Origin of the sequence: Rhodococcus coprophilus NBRC 100603 (genome assembly GCF_001895045.1) — a bacterium.
Classification (GTDB): domain Bacteria; phylum Actinomycetota; class Actinomycetes; order Mycobacteriales; family Mycobacteriaceae; genus Rhodococcus; species Rhodococcus coprophilus.
In genome coordinates, this window is the sequence record NZ_BDAM01000010.1 from 24,720 (window position 1) to 42,317 (window position 17,598).

The 17,598-nt window shown below is 66.4% G+C and carries 20 protein-coding genes; 7 read left to right on the forward strand and 13 right to left on the reverse strand.

From position 1 onward, the window contains the following. Nucleotides 1-16 precede the first annotated feature (16 nt). Both yczR and RDCOP1_RS16720 read right to left on the reverse strand, forming a co-directional pair. A complete protein-coding gene (gene yczR, locus RDCOP1_RS16715; RefSeq protein ID WP_072702848.1) occupies nucleotides 17-1,468 on the reverse strand; it encodes a MocR-like transcription factor YczR in 1,452 nt (483 codons plus the stop codon). Between the two features lie 74 nt (nucleotides 1,469-1,542). Then, nucleotides 1,543-2,832, reverse strand: a complete 1,290-nt coding sequence (locus RDCOP1_RS16720; RefSeq protein ID WP_072702851.1) for an adenylosuccinate synthase — start codon at nucleotides 2,830-2,832, stop codon at nucleotides 1,543-1,545. Between the two features lie 254 nt (nucleotides 2,833-3,086). On the opposite strand from RDCOP1_RS16720, the gene RDCOP1_RS16725 reads away from it, so the two are divergent. Continuing rightward, nucleotides 3,087-3,749 carry a hypothetical protein gene (locus tag RDCOP1_RS16725; protein ID WP_239537286.1) on the forward strand — a complete coding sequence of 221 codons (663 nt, stop codon included), beginning with the start codon at nucleotides 3,087-3,089 and terminating at the stop codon, nucleotides 3,747-3,749. Between the two features lie 15 nt (nucleotides 3,750-3,764). Here RDCOP1_RS16725 and RDCOP1_RS16730 read toward each other — a convergent pair whose 3' ends face one another. From RDCOP1_RS16730 to RDCOP1_RS16745, 4 genes are all read right to left on the reverse strand, one after another. After that, entirely contained in the window at nucleotides 3,765-5,180 is a 1,416-nt protein-coding gene (locus tag RDCOP1_RS16730; RefSeq protein WP_084722666.1) for a DUF2252 domain-containing protein, read from the reverse strand. A gap of 25 nt (nucleotides 5,181-5,205) precedes the next feature. Next, nucleotides 5,206-5,760, reverse strand: coding sequence for a potassium channel family protein (locus RDCOP1_RS16735; RefSeq protein ID WP_072702857.1), 555 nt, complete (start codon nucleotides 5,758-5,760; stop codon nucleotides 5,206-5,208). Nucleotides 5,761-5,823: 63 nt separating this feature from the next. Beyond that, nucleotides 5,824-6,645 (reverse strand): class II glutamine amidotransferase, encoded by an 822-nt coding sequence (locus RDCOP1_RS16740; protein WP_072702860.1) that lies wholly within the window; start codon nucleotides 6,643-6,645, stop codon nucleotides 5,824-5,826. A 113-nt stretch (nucleotides 6,646-6,758) separates the two neighbouring features. Continuing rightward, a complete protein-coding gene (locus tag RDCOP1_RS16745; RefSeq protein WP_072702862.1) occupies nucleotides 6,759-7,337 on the reverse strand; it encodes a TerD family protein in 579 nt (192 codons plus the stop codon). 230 nt (nucleotides 7,338-7,567) lie between these two features. Between RDCOP1_RS16745 and RDCOP1_RS16750 the strand changes: the two genes are divergently transcribed. Continuing rightward, nucleotides 7,568-8,221: a (2Fe-2S)-binding protein gene (locus RDCOP1_RS16750; protein ID WP_072702864.1), complete on the forward strand. Its 654-nt coding sequence runs from the start codon at nucleotides 7,568-7,570 to the stop codon at nucleotides 8,219-8,221. 44 nt (nucleotides 8,222-8,265) lie between these two features. Here the strand turns inward: RDCOP1_RS16750 and RDCOP1_RS16755 are convergent, their stop codons facing one another. Further along, a complete protein-coding gene (locus tag RDCOP1_RS16755; protein WP_084722667.1) occupies nucleotides 8,266-8,544 on the reverse strand; it encodes an SDR family oxidoreductase in 279 nt (92 codons plus the stop codon). A 227-nt stretch (nucleotides 8,545-8,771) separates the two neighbouring features. Between RDCOP1_RS16755 and RDCOP1_RS16760 the strand changes: the two genes are divergently transcribed. Continuing rightward, nucleotides 8,772-8,957, forward strand: a complete 186-nt coding sequence (locus tag RDCOP1_RS16760; RefSeq protein ID WP_231922896.1) for a hypothetical protein — start codon at nucleotides 8,772-8,774, stop codon at nucleotides 8,955-8,957. A 21-nt stretch (nucleotides 8,958-8,978) separates the two neighbouring features. On the opposite strand, the gene RDCOP1_RS16765 is transcribed toward RDCOP1_RS16760, so the two are convergent. Continuing rightward, complete coding sequence (locus RDCOP1_RS16765) at nucleotides 8,979-9,782, reverse strand: SDR family NAD(P)-dependent oxidoreductase (protein WP_072702868.1); 804 nt, start codon at nucleotides 9,780-9,782, stop codon at nucleotides 8,979-8,981. Nucleotides 9,783-9,966: 184 nt separating this feature from the next. On the opposite strand from RDCOP1_RS16765, the gene RDCOP1_RS16770 reads away from it, so the two are divergent. Then, on the forward strand, nucleotides 9,967-10,842 hold the full coding sequence (locus RDCOP1_RS16770; RefSeq protein WP_072702870.1) for a class II glutamine amidotransferase: 876 nt from the start codon (nucleotides 9,967-9,969) through the stop codon (nucleotides 10,840-10,842). 71 nt (nucleotides 10,843-10,913) lie between these two features. Here RDCOP1_RS16770 and RDCOP1_RS16775 read toward each other — a convergent pair whose 3' ends face one another. From RDCOP1_RS16775 to RDCOP1_RS16785, 3 genes are all read right to left on the reverse strand, one after another. Continuing rightward, nucleotides 10,914-11,501: a TetR/AcrR family transcriptional regulator gene (locus RDCOP1_RS16775; RefSeq protein WP_072702872.1), complete on the reverse strand. Its 588-nt coding sequence runs from the start codon at nucleotides 11,499-11,501 to the stop codon at nucleotides 10,914-10,916. After that, entirely contained in the window at nucleotides 11,498-12,949 is a 1,452-nt protein-coding gene (locus tag RDCOP1_RS16780) for an MFS transporter (protein WP_072703723.1), read from the reverse strand. The genes RDCOP1_RS16775 and RDCOP1_RS16780 overlap by 4 nt, the downstream gene beginning before the upstream one ends. Nucleotides 12,950-13,092: 143 nt before the next feature. After that, nucleotides 13,093-13,581 carry a winged helix-turn-helix transcriptional regulator gene (locus RDCOP1_RS16785; RefSeq protein ID WP_072702873.1) on the reverse strand — a complete coding sequence of 163 codons (489 nt, stop codon included), beginning with the start codon at nucleotides 13,579-13,581 and terminating at the stop codon, nucleotides 13,093-13,095. A 123-nt stretch (nucleotides 13,582-13,704) separates the two neighbouring features. Here RDCOP1_RS16785 and RDCOP1_RS16790 point away from each other — a divergent pair, with 123 nt between their 5' ends. The 3 genes from RDCOP1_RS16790 to RDCOP1_RS16800 all read left to right on the forward strand — a co-directional run bounded on the left by RDCOP1_RS16790 (nucleotide 13,705) and on the right by RDCOP1_RS16800 (nucleotide 15,722). Beyond that, nucleotides 13,705-14,151 carry an SRPBCC family protein gene (locus RDCOP1_RS16790; RefSeq protein WP_072702875.1) on the forward strand — a complete coding sequence of 149 codons (447 nt, stop codon included), beginning with the start codon at nucleotides 13,705-13,707 and terminating at the stop codon, nucleotides 14,149-14,151. Between the two features lie 154 nt (nucleotides 14,152-14,305). Then, nucleotides 14,306-14,860, forward strand: coding sequence for an ATP-binding transcription factor AbmR (abmR, locus tag RDCOP1_RS16795; RefSeq protein WP_072702877.1), 555 nt, complete (start codon nucleotides 14,306-14,308; stop codon nucleotides 14,858-14,860). A 157-nt stretch (nucleotides 14,861-15,017) separates the two neighbouring features. Then, on the forward strand, nucleotides 15,018-15,722 hold the full coding sequence (locus RDCOP1_RS16800; protein ID WP_072703726.1) for a DUF899 domain-containing protein: 705 nt from the start codon (nucleotides 15,018-15,020) through the stop codon (nucleotides 15,720-15,722). 43 nt (nucleotides 15,723-15,765) lie between these two features. Here the strand turns inward: RDCOP1_RS16800 and RDCOP1_RS16805 are convergent, their stop codons facing one another. Together RDCOP1_RS16805 and RDCOP1_RS16810 are read right to left on the reverse strand one after the other, a co-directional pair. Next, entirely contained in the window at nucleotides 15,766-16,548 is a 783-nt protein-coding gene (locus RDCOP1_RS16805; protein WP_072702879.1) for an ABC transporter ATP-binding protein, read from the reverse strand. 13 nt (nucleotides 16,549-16,561) lie between these two features. Further along, nucleotides 16,562-17,539 (reverse strand): FecCD family ABC transporter permease, encoded by a 978-nt coding sequence (locus RDCOP1_RS16810; protein WP_231923081.1) that lies wholly within the window; start codon nucleotides 17,537-17,539, stop codon nucleotides 16,562-16,564. Between the last annotated feature and the right edge of the window lie 59 nt (nucleotides 17,540-17,598).

A 17,598-nucleotide genomic window follows, 5' to 3' on the forward strand; every position in this document is an offset into this window, starting at 1 on the left:
CGGTTTTCACCGTAGGTCAGACGACGATCCTGCTCTCGTCGAGGTCCGAACCCGCCGCGACGGCGCGGTAGGCCGCGGCCACTGATTCGATTCCCCGCCTCAGCGCGTCGGGTTCCTGGGTGTAGGGCAACCGCACGAAACGTTCGAAGGCGCCCTGCACACCGAACCGCGGACCGGCTGCCAGGAGCACCCCGTGAGCCGGGCCCGTCGCAGCGAGAGCGGTCGACACCGGTTCGGGCATCCTCGCCCACAGCGACATGCCGCCCTGCCCGAGCGTGTACTGCCACGTCGGCAGCAGATCCGCGAGGGCGTCGACGAGCACGGCACGCCGCTCGCGGAGTGTGCGACGACGCGAGTCGAGCAGATCCTCGACGTCCTCGAGCAGATGCGCGGCGGCAAGCTGTTCCATCACCGGTGTCCCCAGATCCACTGCCGCGCGCGCTCCGGTGAGTCGCACGATCAGGTCCCGATCGCCTCGGATCCAGCCCACCCGCAACCCACCCCATAACGACTTGCCCGTCGACCCGACGGTGACCACCTGCCCGCCGAACGGTGTCGCGGCGACGGGTGGCGGCGGCGGGGAATCCAGCCACAGGTCCACCATCGTCTCGTCGACGACGAGCGTCACACGGGCATCACGCATGATGCGGGCCAGTTCGGCCCTGCCGTCCGCGTCGAGGCACAGCCCGGTCGGGTTGTGGAAGTCCGGCACCAGGAAGGCGGTGCGCGCGCCGGCCAGACGGGCAGCCCCGGCCAGTCCGTCGAGGTCCCAGCCGCCGGCGGGCCCGTCTTCGGGTCGAACCGGAACCGGTACCGGCCGCGCCCCGTGACGCCGGATCGCCTCGAGGGCGTTGGGGTAGGTCGGGTGGTCGACGATCACCCGGTCGCCGGGGTCGGCGAGCACACCGAGCAGAAGCCGCATCGCGTGCTGCGCCCCGGAGGTCACCATGATCTGATCCGGGGTGGTGGGAAGTCCGCGGTCGCGGTAGCGGCGGGCGATCACGTCGCGCAGCACCGCCACACCGACCGGTTCCATACCGTGCGACCCCAGGTACGCCGACATCGAACCCAGCGCCGCACCGTATGCGGCTTCGATCGCCGACGCCGGAGCGGCGAGCGAGGCGTTGCGGAGATCGACCGTCGCCCCTTCGACCACCCGTCTGGACGACGGCGGCCTGTCTCCTTCGGCCGGCATCGCCACGGTGCTGCGCGCGCCCTGCCGACTGCGAAGGTAACCCGCATCCCTCAGGGCGGTGTAGGCCGCGGTGACGGTGGTACGGCTCAGCGACAGCGCGGACGCAAGCTCGCGTTCACTGGGCAGAGCCACCCCGAGTGGCAGCCGCCCGTCGTGGACCAGCAGACGGATGCCGTCGGCCAGCGCGCGGTACGCCGGCCTGCGGTCACCGGTGTCCTGCCAATTCCCGAGGTCGCGAACGAGCGCCCCGGCCCCTATCGCGCGCGTGATCACCGGTCCAGTATCGCCGAAAGTGGACCGATCAGATCAGGCCAGTCGGGCGGGCCCGGACGGACAGCGGCGACGCGTCAGCGAATGACGTCGCGGCGGACGATCGTCTCGTCCCGGCCGGGACCGACGCCGATGCACGAGATGAACGCTCCCGAAAGCTCTTCGAGCCGCAGCACGTAGTCCTGCGCGTTCTTCGGAAGCTCCTCGAAGGTGCGGGCGTGGGAGATGTCCTCCCACCAACCCGGCATCTCTTCGTAGATCGGCTTGGCGTGGTGCACGTCGGTCTGCGTCATCGGCATCTCGTCGACGCGGACCCCGTCGACCTCGTATCCGACGCAGATCGGCACGGTGTCGAGGCCGGACAGCACGTCGAGCTTGGTGAGGAAGTAGTCGGTGATGCCGTTGACGCGGGTGGCGTAGCGGGCGATCACTGCGTCGAACCACCCGGTGCGGCGCGCGCGACCGGTGGTGACACCGACCTCGCCGCCCTTCTTCGCCAGGTATTCGCCGTAGTTGTCGAACAGTTCGGTCGGGAACGGGCCCGAACCGACGCGCGTCGTGTACGCCTTGAGGATTCCGAGGACGGTCGTGATCTTCGTGGGGCCGATGCCCGATCCGACCGCCGCGCCGCCTGCGGTGGGGTTGGACGACGTGACGTACGGGTAGGTGCCGTGGTCCACGTCGAGCAACGTGCCCTGCGACCCCTCGAGGAGGACCGTCTCACCACGGTCGAGCGCGTTGTTCAGCTCGAGGCGAGTGTCGGTGATGCGGTGCTTGAATCCCTCGGCCTGGGTGAGGACTTCCTCGACGACCTGCTCGGGATCGAGCGCCTTGCGGTTGTAGATCTTGACGAGCACCTGGTTCTTGAACTCGAGTGCCGCCTCCACCTTCTGAGTGAAGATCTTCTCGTCGAGAACGTCGGCGACCCGGACACCCACGCGGGCGAGTTTGTCCTGGTAGCACGGCCCGATTCCGCGGCCGGTGGTGCCGATCTTGCTCTTGCCGAGGAAGCGCTCGGTGACCTTGTCGATGGCCACGTGGTACGGCATGATCAGGTGCGCGTCGGCCGAGAGCAGCAGGCGGGACGTATCGACGTCGCGCTCTTCGAGGCCGGCGAGTTCGGTGAGCAGCACACCCGGGTCGACGACGACGCCGTTGCCGATGACGTTGGTGACGCCCGGCGTCAGGATGCCCGACGGAATCAGGTGCAGAGCGAACTTGTCACCGTTGGGGAGCACCACGGTGTGCCCGGCGTTGTTTCCGCCCTGGTAACGCACCACCCATTGCAGACGTCCGCCGAACAGGTCGGTAGCTTTGCCCTTGCCCTCGTCGCCCCATTGGGCTCCGATCAGGACGATTGCCGGCATGTCGCGCTCTCCTCAGACGAGTGGTACGTGCGGGCGGTCTCGCCCAGCAGGGTCCTGCCCTCGAACCGGACAGCAGCCGGGACCACAGTGTAGTCCACTCCCCTTCGGCCGACGGGCCCGGCATCGCTCTCGCCGGAACCCGAGACGAACCGGAGGGCGCGCGGTGCCCGGCTGGTCCACCCTCATTGGTCGCCTTCCGTTTAGAGTGGAGCCGAGCCGAGACCGCACGAACCCGACATCCGCGAGGAGATCTGTTGACGCCGGTAGTGTTCAGATGTGGCGAGGTACCCCTGCCACTGACTCTCACCCCGGAGACGACGTTGTCTGCTCCCGCCCTTCCGGAAAAGGGCGACTTCGAGGACGTCCTCGCCCAGGTCGATTCGGTGGAGAACCCCCGGCTGATCGTCGTCGGAGACGACGCTGCTTTCGCCGCGACACTGACCCGGCTGATGCGTCTCGACCGCCTCGACATCGAACTCGCCTACGTACCGGAGTCACGCACTCCGGCGACCGAGGCCTACGGACTGCGCAGCGGATCCAAGGCGGCGACCGTCGCGCTGCAGAGCGAGGCGACGCCGATTCCCCTCATCCGCGACGACTCCGGTATCGCGCTCGTCGGCAGAGCACTGGTGTGTGGTGACGAATCCGACCTCGTCGGTGAGGCGTACGTCGACGACACCCGCCTGTTCTCCGGCACGGTGCCGGGAATCCGCATCGAGCCGACTCCGGCGATGCCGGGCCTGCGCGCCGCCATCGACCGGCCGCGCTGGTTCGGCGGTTACAAGTGGCTGGAGGGACGCGCGATGCAACTGGGTTCACCGGCCGCGACGGTCACCCGCGACGGGGTCGCGAATCCACGAGCGCTGAAGCGCTCCACGTTCTACCGGCACGACAGGAAGTGGCTGCTGGTGCGTTAGCGCCCCTCCTCCGTCTCACAGACCCGTCCGGGCCTCGATGCGGCCGGAATCGATCGCCGCGAGCAACGTCTGGTGGTCCCGGACGTTCCTCTTCGCGTACGCCTCCGCAAACTCCGCTATCGCGTCGTCGAATTCGGTGCCGGATCCCAGGTACGCCGCGATCGCGGTCCGGTCGCCACCGCGAGCATGCCCGTATGCGAGGGCGCGAGCGCAGAGCCGTCCGTACAAGGTCATTCCCGTCGGCGTCATCGCGTCCACCACCGCGGAGCCCTTGCCGTCGCGCAGTTGCCGGACGTAGAAGTCCCGGCGGACGCCGTCGACGCCCGGACCCTGTTGCCATCCGAGGAAGATGTCGCTGGCAGCCTGCATCAGCCGTTGGCCGTGCACCACCCGTTCGCCTTCGTTCTCGCACACCGGCCCGTCGACGTAGTCGGCGAGCACGGATTTCTGTGCCTCCTTGGCCTGCAGGATCAGCGGATCGTCGTCCGCGCCACGCATCAGGACGATCCATGCCCTGGTACCGACACTGCCGACGCCGACCACCTTGCGGGCCGCCTGGACGAATTCGAACTGTCCGAGCAGCGTGCGACGATCCGATTGTAACGTCGCAGCGTATTCGATTATCCGCCTGCGCAATTCGCCGTACAACTGAGTGGCATCGGCGTCCGCGAAAACGTCCTCGATCGGCACGATCAGCGGTGGTCGGCTGATGAACGTACGACGGCCGTCCACGACCGTCGTGAGCTTCCCGGCCGCCTGCACGCTGTCGTTGTGGGCCGACTTGCCGAGCAACTTACGGACGCGTTTCTTCATCGAGGAGTCGAGTTCGTCGCGCAGTTCCACCATCTCGGTGGTCGGCTCGATATGGGAATACCAGACAGCCAGGTTGCCCTGCTCGGCCTGTTCCAGCATCGCTTCCCGATACTCCGACGCGCACTCCTTCGTCATTCGCCGGCGCTCCCGCGACGTGAACTCGTTGTCCCGGGCGGCGACCGCCAGGCTTGCCGCCAGTCGCTTGACGTCCCACTCGAACGGACCGGGGTAGGTCTCGTCGAAATCGTTGATGTCGAAGGCGAGCTTCCGCTCGGGCGTTGCGAAGATGCCGAAATTGGACAGGTGCGCATCACCGCACAGTTGGGTGATCAGCCCGCTGGACGGAGTGCGGGACAGATCGTCGGCCATCACGAGCGCGGCGCCGCGGTAGAACGCGAACGGTGAGCCGGCCATGCGACCGTGCCTGACGGGGACCAGTTGGGGCACCCGGGTCGCAGCCTGCTTCAGGAGCAGGTCGATGGGGGCGCGGTCGGGTGCGCTGTCGCATGCGGCAAGCGACTCCAGGGGAACCGAGCGCCGCGCTTCCTCACCCCGTGCTCTCCGCGCCGGAGTGTCGAGGTACACCGCATTGTCGGTCGGGAAATCGGGTCCGGTCACGATCCTGGTCCTTCCAACTGCCGTTCTACCCGCCGGAGGGCGGGACGGGAGGGTTCTCCCGTTGTCTGCGGCGCCACTGCACTACTCCGGTCAGAACACGGATGCCGACCGCGAGGAGAATCAGATTGCCGACTATCTGGACCGACACGACCGCTCGTGTCGCATCCGTCGTAGCCACGATGTCGCCGAATCCGACCGTGGCGAACACGGTGAGGGAGAAATACAGTGCATCGACCCGTGAGAGAACCTCACTGAATCCCAGCTCGTCCGTTCCGGAGATCACGTAATAGAGGGTGGAATAGCCGACGAGGTACACCGCGACGGTGGCGGCGGCCGCTTCGACGGCCCGCACAGCCGGATACTGCGACCCCATCACCTTTCTGATCTGCCAGACGGCCACCGCAACCACCACGAGCACACCGGCGACCAGCATGAACACTGCACTCAGGTTGCCGACACCATCAAGCGGCGCAAGGAAATACACGACCAGCAGGACGACAGTGGTCGACAGCGGCCGCGCCGCGGCCGACAACAGCAGCCTGCGGGTCGCCCTGCCACCGAGCGCTGCTCGATCAGTCACGCGAACCGCCGGGGACACCGGGTATCGGAGTTTCCGACGCGATCACCATGTCGCCGGCGCTCGCTACGCCACACCGATCGGGATGAACGGAACGATGTCGTCGCGACCTTCGCGGACGATCGCCGCGGACCCTTCGGGCATTTCGTTCCACGCGCCCGGCAACTCGCGTATGGGTTCCGAGACGATCAGTCTCGCGGTCATCCCGAAACGCTGGAGAGCTTCCACCTCGGGGTGCAGCGAGCGCAGACGTGAAATCTCGGTGGAATAGAACAGGGAGCGTGTTTTCCCCTCGGTCGAATACCGGAACGCCCACACAGAGGTGCCGTCCGTCGTCGCCGCACTCATCTGTACCGCGTTCTCGATGCCGTATCGATGTGCGAGGCGTTCGACGAACCCGACGGCCCGGCCCACCGCGCCTAGCGGGTCCTCCCACAATCCGAACGTCAACGCGAGGAAGAACAACACTTCCGAGTCTGTGGATCCTTCGATATCGGGGTAGAGCTCGGGTTCGATCGCGAAGATCAAGTCCCTTTTCATCCGGTCGAACCCCTCGATGCTCCCGTTGTGCATCCAGAGCCAGTTCTCGTGCCGGAACGGGTGGCTGTTGCTTCGCTGGACGGCGCTTCCGGTCGACGCCCGGATGTGCGCGAACAGCAAGCGGGTGCTGACCTGAGCGGCGATCTCGCGCAGATTCGCGTCGTTCCACGCGGGGTCGATCCCCTTGAACACCGCGGGCCGTTCGCCCAAGCCGTACCAGCCGACTCCGAATCCGTCACCGTTTGTGGTTGTGGCACCGAGATGTGAGTGCAGGCTCTGGTCGATCAGCGAGTGCTCCGGCCTGAACAACAAATCTTCGGCGAGGATCGGATCACCGGAGTAGGCCATCCATCTGCACATTCCATCAGTGTCCCACCGCGAGTGAGCCGGTAAGGGGCGTTCGCGGCAGTTCCGCAGACACGCCGCGGGTCCGGTGACGAACCCGCGGCGGCGCGACCGGCTCAGCCGATATCGACCCCGTAGTCGCGGGCGATGCCGGCGAGACCGGACGCATAACCCTGGCCGATCGCCCGGAACTTCCATTCGGCACCACGGCGGTACAGTTCGCCGAACACCATCGCCGTCTCCGACGACGCGTCCTCGCTCAGGTCGTAGCGCGCGAGTTCGCGATCGTTGGATCGGTCCACCACCCGGATGAAGGCGTTGCGGACCTGACCGAACGACTGCCCGCGAGCATCGGCATCGTGGATCGACACCGGGAACACGACGGACTGCACTTCGGCGGGCACCGCTACGAGGTCGACATTGATCGACTCGTCGTCACCGTCACCCTCGCCGGTGAGGTTGTCGCCCGTGTGCTCGACGGAACCGTCCGGCGACCGCAGGTTGTTGTAGAAGACGAAGTGCTGATCCGAGAGCACCTTGCCGTTCGTACCCGTCATGAGCGCGGTGGCGTCGAGGTCGAAGTCTGCGCCGGTGGTTGCACGGACATCCCAGCCGAGACCGATGGTGACCGCTGTGAGGTTCGGCGCCTCCTTCGACAACGAGACATTTCCGCCCTTGGCCAAACTCACACCCATGCCAGTCCTTCCGATCGGTTGCCGTGGAATCCACGATAGTCGGCTTCGCGAGGGACACCCTTTCACGCCCGGAGCCTGTGCTACCTTCCCGAGTCGAGACGACCAGCGAGTAGAACCGCGTTCGCCCCGCACCCGTAATCGGTGAGCGCGCCCCCGTTTCGGCCCCGCCCGCAAAGGGGCTCGACGGCGGAGGCGAGCGAGGACCCGAGAGCCAGGAGACGAAGACCGTCGTGACCGACGCAGCCGGGGTACTCGAACGGATCGCATCCCTGAGTCCGTTTTTCGCCGTCGGTACAGGCCCCGTTCCGGACGGACGTTGGCAACCGACGACGACGCTGCGCGATCCCCTCACACGCGACGCTCTGATCGCCGCGACCGCCGAACGGATGGGAATCACCGAAGCGCGGGTCGCGGCCTCGACACTGCACCTCGGTTACGCGGCGCGGTTGTGGTCCGTCGCGGTGGGCTCGGTCGCGGTGTCGGGTAGGTGCATCGGGCTGGAACCGGAACGATTGCTGTGGAAGACCGAGGGCGGCACCCTCCTGCTGCATCTTCCCGATCCGCAATTCGGAGCATCGCCGTCCGCCGAGGTGCTCGACGGGCAGATCGAACCGCTCATCACGGCGTGGGGAAGTGTCCTCGCACCCGGTGCGATGTGGGGCAACACAGCCTCCGCCCTGACCGGTGTCGTTCAGGTGGTCGGAGATCCCGCGATACCGCACGTCGAGGCACTGCTCGCCGAGCCACGGTTGCGCGCGGCTCTGGACCCGTCCACACGGCGGCGCCGCAGTTGCTGCCTGTTCTACCGCACCCCGGGCGGCGGAGTGTGCGGTGACTGCCCGTTCCCGAGCCCGCCCGCCGATGCTCCGCGACATCGGCGCTGACAACGGCCGGGTACCTCATCTCAGGTGAACGGCACCCCCGCCCGTTACCGCGATGGTCTCCCCGTGATGTAACTCGAGTCCTGCGCAGCGCAGGAATACGTACGCGGGAGCCGACTCCGCGGGCCGGCCGGTCGGCCGAGGGGGTCATCCTTGCCGAACTGCTCGTACGCGTCCTTCGGCAGGGTCGCAGGGATCAACGGTGTCCAGATAGGACCAGGCGCAACAGCATTGACCCGGACCCCTTTGCCCGCGACGTCCGAGGCGAGCCCCTTCGTGAAGTCGACGATGCCGGCTTTGGTGGCTCGTCGGTGGCACCTGGGTATCCGATCTCGGGCTGCTGCTCAGCGGGGGAATCGGGTGTTGCAGGCCGGGTGTTGCATCCGGTTCGAATCCTGATCGGACACGGTCGCCTCCGTCGGTCGTCGGGCTTGTTGTGTTCGATACCCGGCACGGCTTGTGTTCGATACCCTGCACGGCGGTGTTCCACACGAGCGATTGAGCATCACCGATGTGGGTACCCGTCGCGAACGTCCCGACGAAGGAGCATGCAGTGGCCGACCACAAGGACCCCGAAACCACTTCGACCGATCACGGTAGAGAGGATGCGGCACCCGACGTCGTGTCGGATCCCGCACGCTCCACGGAGGGCGAGTCGACGGAGTGGACCACCGAGGGTGGGGCTACTCCCGCCGGTCCGGCCACCGAGACCGAAAAGCCCGACAAGAAGCAGTCGTAGGGCCGGCGGTCCGCCTGACCCTCAGTGCTCGACGAGCGAAGCCATTCTCTTCGCGACGAGTTCGATCGTGCGGCGCGGCATCATCCGTGACAGCAGATCGATCATCGTGGCATCCCTGCCGATGCACAGGCGGAACGTGCCCTTTTCGATGGCGTTCGCGATGCGTAGCGCTGCAGCCGCGGACGAGGTGATCTTCGCAGCCTGCGCGTCGGTGTCACGGCCGGGGATCGACGCCCCCGAGTTCTCGGCGATGCCTGTGCGGACCGCGCCGGGAAAGACAAGTGTCACCGCCACATTCGTGGTGCGGAGTTCGGCATACAGGCCTTCGGTCAGAAGCTTGACCGCGGCCTTGCTGGCACCGTACACGGCCTGGCCGGGAACCGGTGCGAGGCCACCCATGCTGGACACGTTGAGCACACTGGCTTCCGGACGCTTCATCAGCGCGGGGAGGAAGGCCCTGCACATGTGCACGACGCCCCAATAGTTCACGTCCATCACCTTGGCCATCTCGTCGTACGAAAGCTCGGTGAAGGGCACGAAGTGCTGGATGATTCCGGCGACGTTCGCGATGCCGTCCACGTGCCCGTGAGCGGCGGTCACCTCGGCGACGAGCGCTTCGACGGCGTTTCGATCCGACACGTCGACCGTGTGCGTCGTCAGCCGGTCGCCGGCGGCGGGTGCGAGGACCCGGGTTCCGTCGAGACCCTCGCTGCGGAGGTCGACCGCCGCGACGCGCGCCCCGCGGACGAGAAGTTCGAGGACGACGTCTCGTCCGATTCCGTTGCCGCCACCGGTGACGACGAATACCTTGTCGCGAATACGCATTTGCTCCCTTTCGTTTTCTCTCACCGTAGCCCCGATCCCGAAGTCCCGTCGGGCCTCGAGGCTCGGTTCCGGACGCGCAGTCGCACGTCGGCAGAGCCGGTTTTCCGGTGTGGAACGAGCCCGGCGGCGCTCTTGCCGTGGTCATACTGGGTGAGGATCCTGCTTCGACGGAGAGGACGACGGCATGTGCCGACTGTTCGGGATGTCCGCAGCACCGCACCGTGTGCACGCCACTTTCTGGCTCATCGACGCCGAGGACAGTCTCGCCCAGCAGAGTCGCCGCATGCCCGACGGCACCGGTCTCGGCACGTTCACGGACGACGACACGCCGCTGGTCGAGAAGCAGCCGATCGCGGCGTATGAGGACCGGCAGTTCGCCCTCGAGGCGAAGGAACGAATGTCCCGGACTTTCGTCGCTCACGTCCGGTATGCAACGACCGGCGGGACCGTCCCGGCCAACACCCATCCGTTCGAGCAGAACGGCCGGCTGTTCGCGCACAACGGGGTGATCGAGGACCTGCCACTGCTGGAGGCCGAACTCGGCGACTACCGAAGACTCGTTCACGGTGACACCGATTCGGAACGGTACTTCGCGCTGATCACTCGGCACACCGACGAGCACGACGGCGATGTCGGCGCGGGGATCACCTCGGCGGTCGGATGGATGGCGGACCACCTGAGGATCCTGTCGCTGAACTTCGTGCTCGTCAGCGCCCAGGAGCTGTGGGCATTCCGGTACCCCGACACGCACGACCTGCTGGTTCTGCCGCGGCAGGCGGGTGGCCCGGGTGGAAGTCGTCATCTAGAGCACGCGAGTGCCGCCGGGACCGTGCGTGCCCGGTCGGGCGACCTGTCCTCCACGCCCGCAGTTGTGGTCGCCACCGAACGGATGGACGAGGACCCCGGATGGGAGTCGCTGGCGTCGGGGGAACTCCTGCACGTCGGACCGAACCACGAGGTATCCCGAACGATGATCGCCGAGCACGAACCGCGTCACCGGTTGACACTCGCGGATCTGACGGGTCGCGCCAGGGCCGCTCAGGCCCCGAGTGCCCCCTGACAGCAACTGCACCGCGGTTCGTCGCGCCGGTCGTGATCTCACGCAGATCCGTCAGGCGTTGTCGCTGCGCCTCACCGGCCGGAGTCGATGACTTCCTGAACGAGTCCGCCGTAGATCTCGATGAGGTCCTCGCTGCCAAGCTGGTCGGCGGGGAGCACCTCGAATGTGCGCAGTCCACCGGCGAGTCCGAGCAGGAGCGTCACGATGATCCGCGACCGCACCAGACCCTCCGACTGCTCACCGATCGTTGCCGCTATCCGCGGCACGACACGCGTCACCATCTTCTCACGGGCAATCTCCGGGTCGGGTGCCTCTTGGACGAGGAATGGTGCCATGGACCAGAATTCGTAGTCACCCGTGTCGCGCCGCTCGACGAGCGCACGCACCATGCGGCAACCGATCGACTCGTCGGGGCGCTCGACGTCGGCGAGACCCGGCGCGTCCGGCGCAGCTGCCTGGAACAGTTGAGCTTTGCTGCCGGTCAGTTTCATCACCAGGGCCGGCGAGACGCCCGCCGCTTCGGCGATGTCTCTGATCGTGGTTCCGCTGAAACCACGTTCCGCGAACAACGTTCTGGCGCTGTCGAGGATGACCTCGCGGGTGCTTCGCTCACCGGTGCCGGATCCCGCCTGGGGGTCTCCGTTGTGCCCGGACGTCATGACCCAGCCGAAGTGGGCACAGGGTCCACCGGTGTGGGGCTCACGGGTCGCTGCTTCGGAAGGAACACAGCAGCCAGCGTAGCCATGAACGTCGCGCCACCAGCGATCGCGAACATCGCGACGATGGCACCGTGCGCGGGGAAGGACCGTCCCGCCAGTTCGATGGTGAGCCCGGTCAGCAGCGCGGCGACCACCGCACTCATACCCGACGATCCGATCGTCCGGAGCAGACTGTTGAGGCCGTTGGCCGCGGCTGTCTCCGTCAGCGGGACCGCTCCCATGATCAGCGCGGGCATCGTCGCGTAGGCCATGGCATTGCCGATGCTGACCAGGACGGCGCCGACGATGATCAGGGACACGGTGTCGTCGAACGCGATACGGAATGCGTAGGACGCCGTCATGACGAGAGTCGCGGCGACGAGGGTGGCACGCCCTCCCAACCGGGAGGCCATCCTCGCCGACAGCGGCGAGAAGATCAGCATCGCAATACCTCCCGGCACCATGCACAGCCCAGCAGCTGCCGCACTGAGGCCGAATCCGAAGCCGGTGATCTCAGGGAGTTGCAACTGCTGAGTAGTCGAAAGCGTGTTCGCGTACGCCGCGAACCCGACGAACAACCCGGCGATGTTGGTCAGGAGCACGGGGCGGTACATGGATACACGAAGGTCGACCATCGGTGCGGGAACGCGCAATTCGTGCGGTACCCAGAGAGCGAGAACCGCAACGGCGGCGACGAGACTCGCGATGGTCTGCGGACTCGACCACCCCCAGGCCGGGCCCTTGGAGATTCCGAGCAGCAGTGCCGTCAGAGCCACGGACAGCAGGATCGCGCCGACGATGTCGAAACGGTTCCGCGTACCGGTGGCGGAGGCGGGGACGACGAGAAGGATCCCGAGCAGCAGCAGGCAACCGCTCGCTCCCGACACCCAGAAGACCGACGCCCAGCCGAAACTGTCGTACAAAACGCCCGCCGCGGGCAGTCCCAGTGCGCCACCGATCCCCATCGTCGAGCTCGTCAATGCGACCGCGCCGGCCACCTTCTCACGCGGAAGCACATCGCGGAGCACAGCCATCGCCACCGGGATCAACGCGGACGAGAACCCCTGCAGGGCACGGCCGATGAGCACTGCGAGAAAGCTTCCGCCGAGCGCGGCGATCAGGGAGCCGACGACCATCATCGACAGCGCCAGCACCATCATTCGCCGCTTGCCGTACATGTCCGCCAGTCGGGAGACGATGGGTGTGGCCACCGCTCCGGTCAGCAAGGTGATGGTGACCAGCCAAGTGGCGTCCCCGGCGGACACGTCGAGAAGCTCCGGGAAGTCCGGCAGCAACGGAATGACCAGCGTGGTCTGCAGTGCGGCAACGAGTCCCGCCAGGCTCAGCAGCGCCGTGATCGTGCCGCTCGACGCGGGCTTCCTGCGCGCCTCTGTCTCCACGCCGTGCATCCGTTCTCCTTCCACTGGGGTGAACATTGTTCACCCCAGTGAGTGAACGATGTTCACCCCCGAGTTGTCAACCGACGCGCGTGGACTCGGTGCGTGGCGGGCCGCCGGCCGCACCGCGAGGATTCGGTCTCCGGATGTGACGTTCAGGAAGTACGACGCGGCCGGCGATTCGCGAGATACTCCGCAGGCATACCGGCGCCGGGCCGGACCCCGACGTCGCCGGGGTCGATGGGACCGCACTCGTCGCAGACGATCTCCTGACGAACCTCCGCGCCGCACGTCTTGTGGCGGTAGAGAATCGGCGGCTCACCGGGGCTCGCCCACCGGTCTCCCCATTCCGTGAGCGCTACCAGTGCGGGAGCGAGATCGCGACCTTTGTCGGTCAGGACGTATTCGTACTGTTCCGGGCTCGCCGAGTACAGACGGCGTTCCATCAGACCAGCGGCGAGGAGGGTGTCGAGCCGGGATTTGAGAACATTCGGCGCGATCCCGAGGTTGTGCTGATGATCGGTGAACCGCGTGACGCCCGCGAACAACGCATCGCGAACTATGAGAAGGCTCCAGCGCTCACCGACGATTTCGAGGGCGCGAGCAATCGAACAGACCTGACTGTCGTATGTCCTGCCGAGCATGCCGAAAGTCTACTCAGGGGGATTGCATCATGATAATTCCGTGCGTAACGTTACTTGCATCACGCAAGCTCACAGTTCGTCGGGCTTAAGCGCTCGACGCCGACGCAATCGGACGGAGCGATCATGGACAACAACCTCACACTGACCTTCTCGGCTGACCGGACACCGGAGCAGATGTTCGCGGCAATCAACGACGTGCAGGGATGGTGGTCGGGAGAGATCGACGGTACGACCGATCGACTCGGCGCCGAATTCACCTATCGCGTGGCAGACATCCACTATTCCAAGTTCCGGATCACCGAATTGACCCCCTCGTCGAAAGTGACGTGGCTCGTTCTCGACAGCTACCTGTCCTTCGTGGACGACAAAGAGGAATGGACTGGAACCACCGTCGACTTCGATCTCTCGGAGGAAAACGGCCGCACCCGGGTGCGATTCACCCACACGGGATTGGTCCCCGAGAGCGAGTGCTACGACGCGTGCGTCCGGGGATGGAGCGAGCACATCCTGGGAGGGTTGAAGAACCTGGTGACGGCGAGCACCGAACCCTCGCGCCCGACGACCCCCTGAACCTCCTGGGCTTCTTCGCCTCCGCCGTGTCGCAAGCAGGCAACCGCATGCCCGTCGAGAGATCGAGCGGCTTCTTTGTGGCACAGGTCACATCAGAGGAGTAACAATGTAATCATAGAAAAACTGCACGTCGATGCGTCCTAGGAGGAGCATCATGCGACATCCACACGCGCACGCACACGGATTCGGCCGCCCGGGCGGGTGGCAGCAAGCTGGAATACCCGATGGCGGTGACGCAGCCGAATGGTTCACCGGCCGACTCCCGGACGACTGGTTCACCGGGCCCCCTTCGGTCGAAGTGGACCGCGAGGAGATCGTCGTCGTGGGTGAACTGCCCGCACCCGACGACACCTCGGTGGCCGCCCTCGAAGGCCGCATCTCCCGATTCAGGGAAAGCACCCGATCCGACCGGATGCACATCGCCGACGAAGCCGAAGCGAGGTACGGGCGCAAGGTCGCCTGGGGAGTCGAAATCGGCGACCGGCGCGTCCTGTTCACCCATCTCGCAGTCCCGGTCATGACCCGCCTGGCACAGCCTGAACGGAAGGTGCTCGACACCCTGGTCGACGCCGGCGTCGCCCGGTCCCGGGCCGACGCACTGAAGTGGACCGTCCGACTCGCCGGGCAGCACTCCGAGGAGTGGCTCACCGAGTTGCGTGAGGCGATGAAGAAGGTCGACGATCTCCGATCCGAGGGTCCTCAGGTCTGACGACCATGCACTACCCCACGCACCGAGGCGACGATCGAGACGTGCGAATTCGCCACGGCCGTAAGCCGTCCATCGGCCGAGCCGAAACGAGCGCGATGACTTCCCGGTGGACGCCCGGTCACAACTCCAGACCAGATCCACTCATCTCGGAGGCATCATGACCCAGCAGACCTCGAGCGCCCTACCCCCGGTCGTCGACCGGCAGACCTGGCAGACCGCGCTGGACGACCTACGCAGACGCGAAAAGGCCGCCACCCGCGAACTCGACGCGATCGCCGCGCAGCGCCGCAGACTCCCGATGGTCGAGCTGCCCGACTACACGCTGATCGGACCGGACGGACCGATCCGGCTGGCCGACGTGTTCGACGGACGCTCACAACTGATCGTCTACAACCACATGTGGTCCGACGGTGCGGAATGGCAGTGCGGTGGCTGCACGGGCCTCACGTCGCAGTGGACCCGGCTGGGAATCCTCGACAACTACGACGCCCGCTTCGTCGTCGTCACCAACGGGCCCATCGACGAAGCTCTGGCATACAAGGCGAAGACCGGCAACACGATGGACTGGTACTCGTCGTCGGAGAGCTCGTTCGGAGCCGACGTCGACGCACCGCCCGGCGGTGGTTTCGCGGTCAATGTGTTCCTCCGCGACGGAGACACGGTCTACCGCACCTGGCACACCACCGGCCGCGGCACCGAACAGCTCACCTACACCTTCCCCTTGGTCGACATCCTGCCGTGGGGCCGCCAGGAGGAATGGCAGGATTCTCCCGAGGGCTGGCCGCAATCGCCCACGTACTCCGGGTGGCTCGACTCCCCCGACATCGCACGGCTCTACGGCCCGAACGGCGACATCCGATGACATCCCGGTAGAGACGTGGGTGTCCGTCACTCCTGAACGACAGTCACCCCTGCCCGGCCGACTCCTGCTCACGGACACGGTGATACCGGATCACCGGGGTCCTACCGTCCTCGGCGACGGAGGCACGCACCCCGTACACCCGCTCGATCATGTCCGACGTCAACGCATCGACAGGTGACCCGTGCGCCACGATGCGCCCTCTCGAGAGCACGACCACCCGGTCGCAGAACATCGCGGCGAGGTTGAGGTCGTGCAGCGCCACGTAACTGGTCACCGGCAATGCCACAACCCGTTCCAGGATGTCGAGCTGATGCTGGATGTCGAGGTGGTTCGTCGGTTCGTCGAGCAGGAGTTCCTGCGGGTCCTGGGCGAGAGCCCGCGCGATCTGGGCGCGTTGACGTTCGCCACCCGACATGGCACGCCACATTCGGTCGGCATGCCCGGTCATACCGGTGACCGCAAGTGCCCGTCCGATCGCGGCGTCACCGCCCTCGTCGCGACCGAATACATCCGAGTGCGGCACGCGTCCGAGCCGCACGACGTCCCGCACTCGGATATCGACCTCGGTGTGCGAGTGCTGGCTCACCATCGCGACCCTCTTGGACAATGCACGACGGCCGAGCGTCCGGATGTCGGTGCCGTCGAGCGTCACCGCTCCCGAGTCGGGACCGTCGACGCCGGCGAGCAGACGCAACAACGACGACTTGCCGGAGCCGTTGGGGCCGAGCAGCCCGATCGTCTCGCCGGGCTGCGGGTCGATCGTCACATCGTCGACGACGAGGTTGCCGCCGCGACTCCACCTCAGCGATGTTGCCGCCAGTGTCACTGTTTTCCCCTTGTCACTGCGTGCTCCTCATACGGAAGAGGATCAGGGCGAAGGCAGGCACACCGATCAATGCGGTCACCACACCGACCGGTACCTCCTGCGGCGCGAAGACCGTGCGGGCCACCGCGTCGACCCACACCATGAACACCGCGCCCACCACTGCCGCGACCGGCACGAGACGACTGTGTCTGGGGCCGATCAGGAATCGCGCGGCATGCGGAAGTACGAGACCCACGAATCCGATGGCACCGGCCGCGCTGACCAGCACCGCGGTGATGAGTGCCGTCACCACCAGGAACATCAGACGGGTACGCCCCACCGCGATTCCGAGCGTCGCGGCCGTGGACGACCCGAAGGTGAAGGCGTCGAGTGCGGATGCCTTGAGCAGGCACACCGCGATGCCGAGCACACACACGGCACCGCAGAGGATCACGTCACTCCAGGCTGCACCCGCGAGCGACCCGAGCAGCCAGAACAACACTCCACGGGTGCGTTCCGCGTCGGCCGACGAGATGACGATAAAAGAGGTAAGCGCCGAAAACAATTGCGTACCCGCAACACCGGCGAGCACGATGCGGGAGGTCCCGCCACCCGCACCTGTCGCGAGCAGCAACACCAGGCCGAACGACACCAGTGCGCCGAGAAATGCGCCACCCGACAACGAGATTGCGCCACCACCGATGCCGAGAACCGCGATCATCACCGCGCCGGTGGACGCACCGGACGAGATACCCAGCACGAAGGGGTCGGCGAGCGGGTTGCGGAGCAGGGACTGCATGATCACGCCGCACACGGCCAGGCCCGCCCCGCACACCGCCGCGAGCAACGTCCGCGGCAGCCGCAGCTCCCAGACGATGCCCTCACGAATCGCGCTCACCGTCGACCCGCTCAACCCCAGCTTGTCGAAGATCACCGAATATACTTCCGCAACAGAGAGATTCGCAGGACCGATGGTGACAGTGACGGCGATCGACAGGGCGAGTGCCACCATCCCCAGGGCGATCGCGCCGACGACCGGGACCCGGTCCCCCGTGACGGGCGACCGGGTCT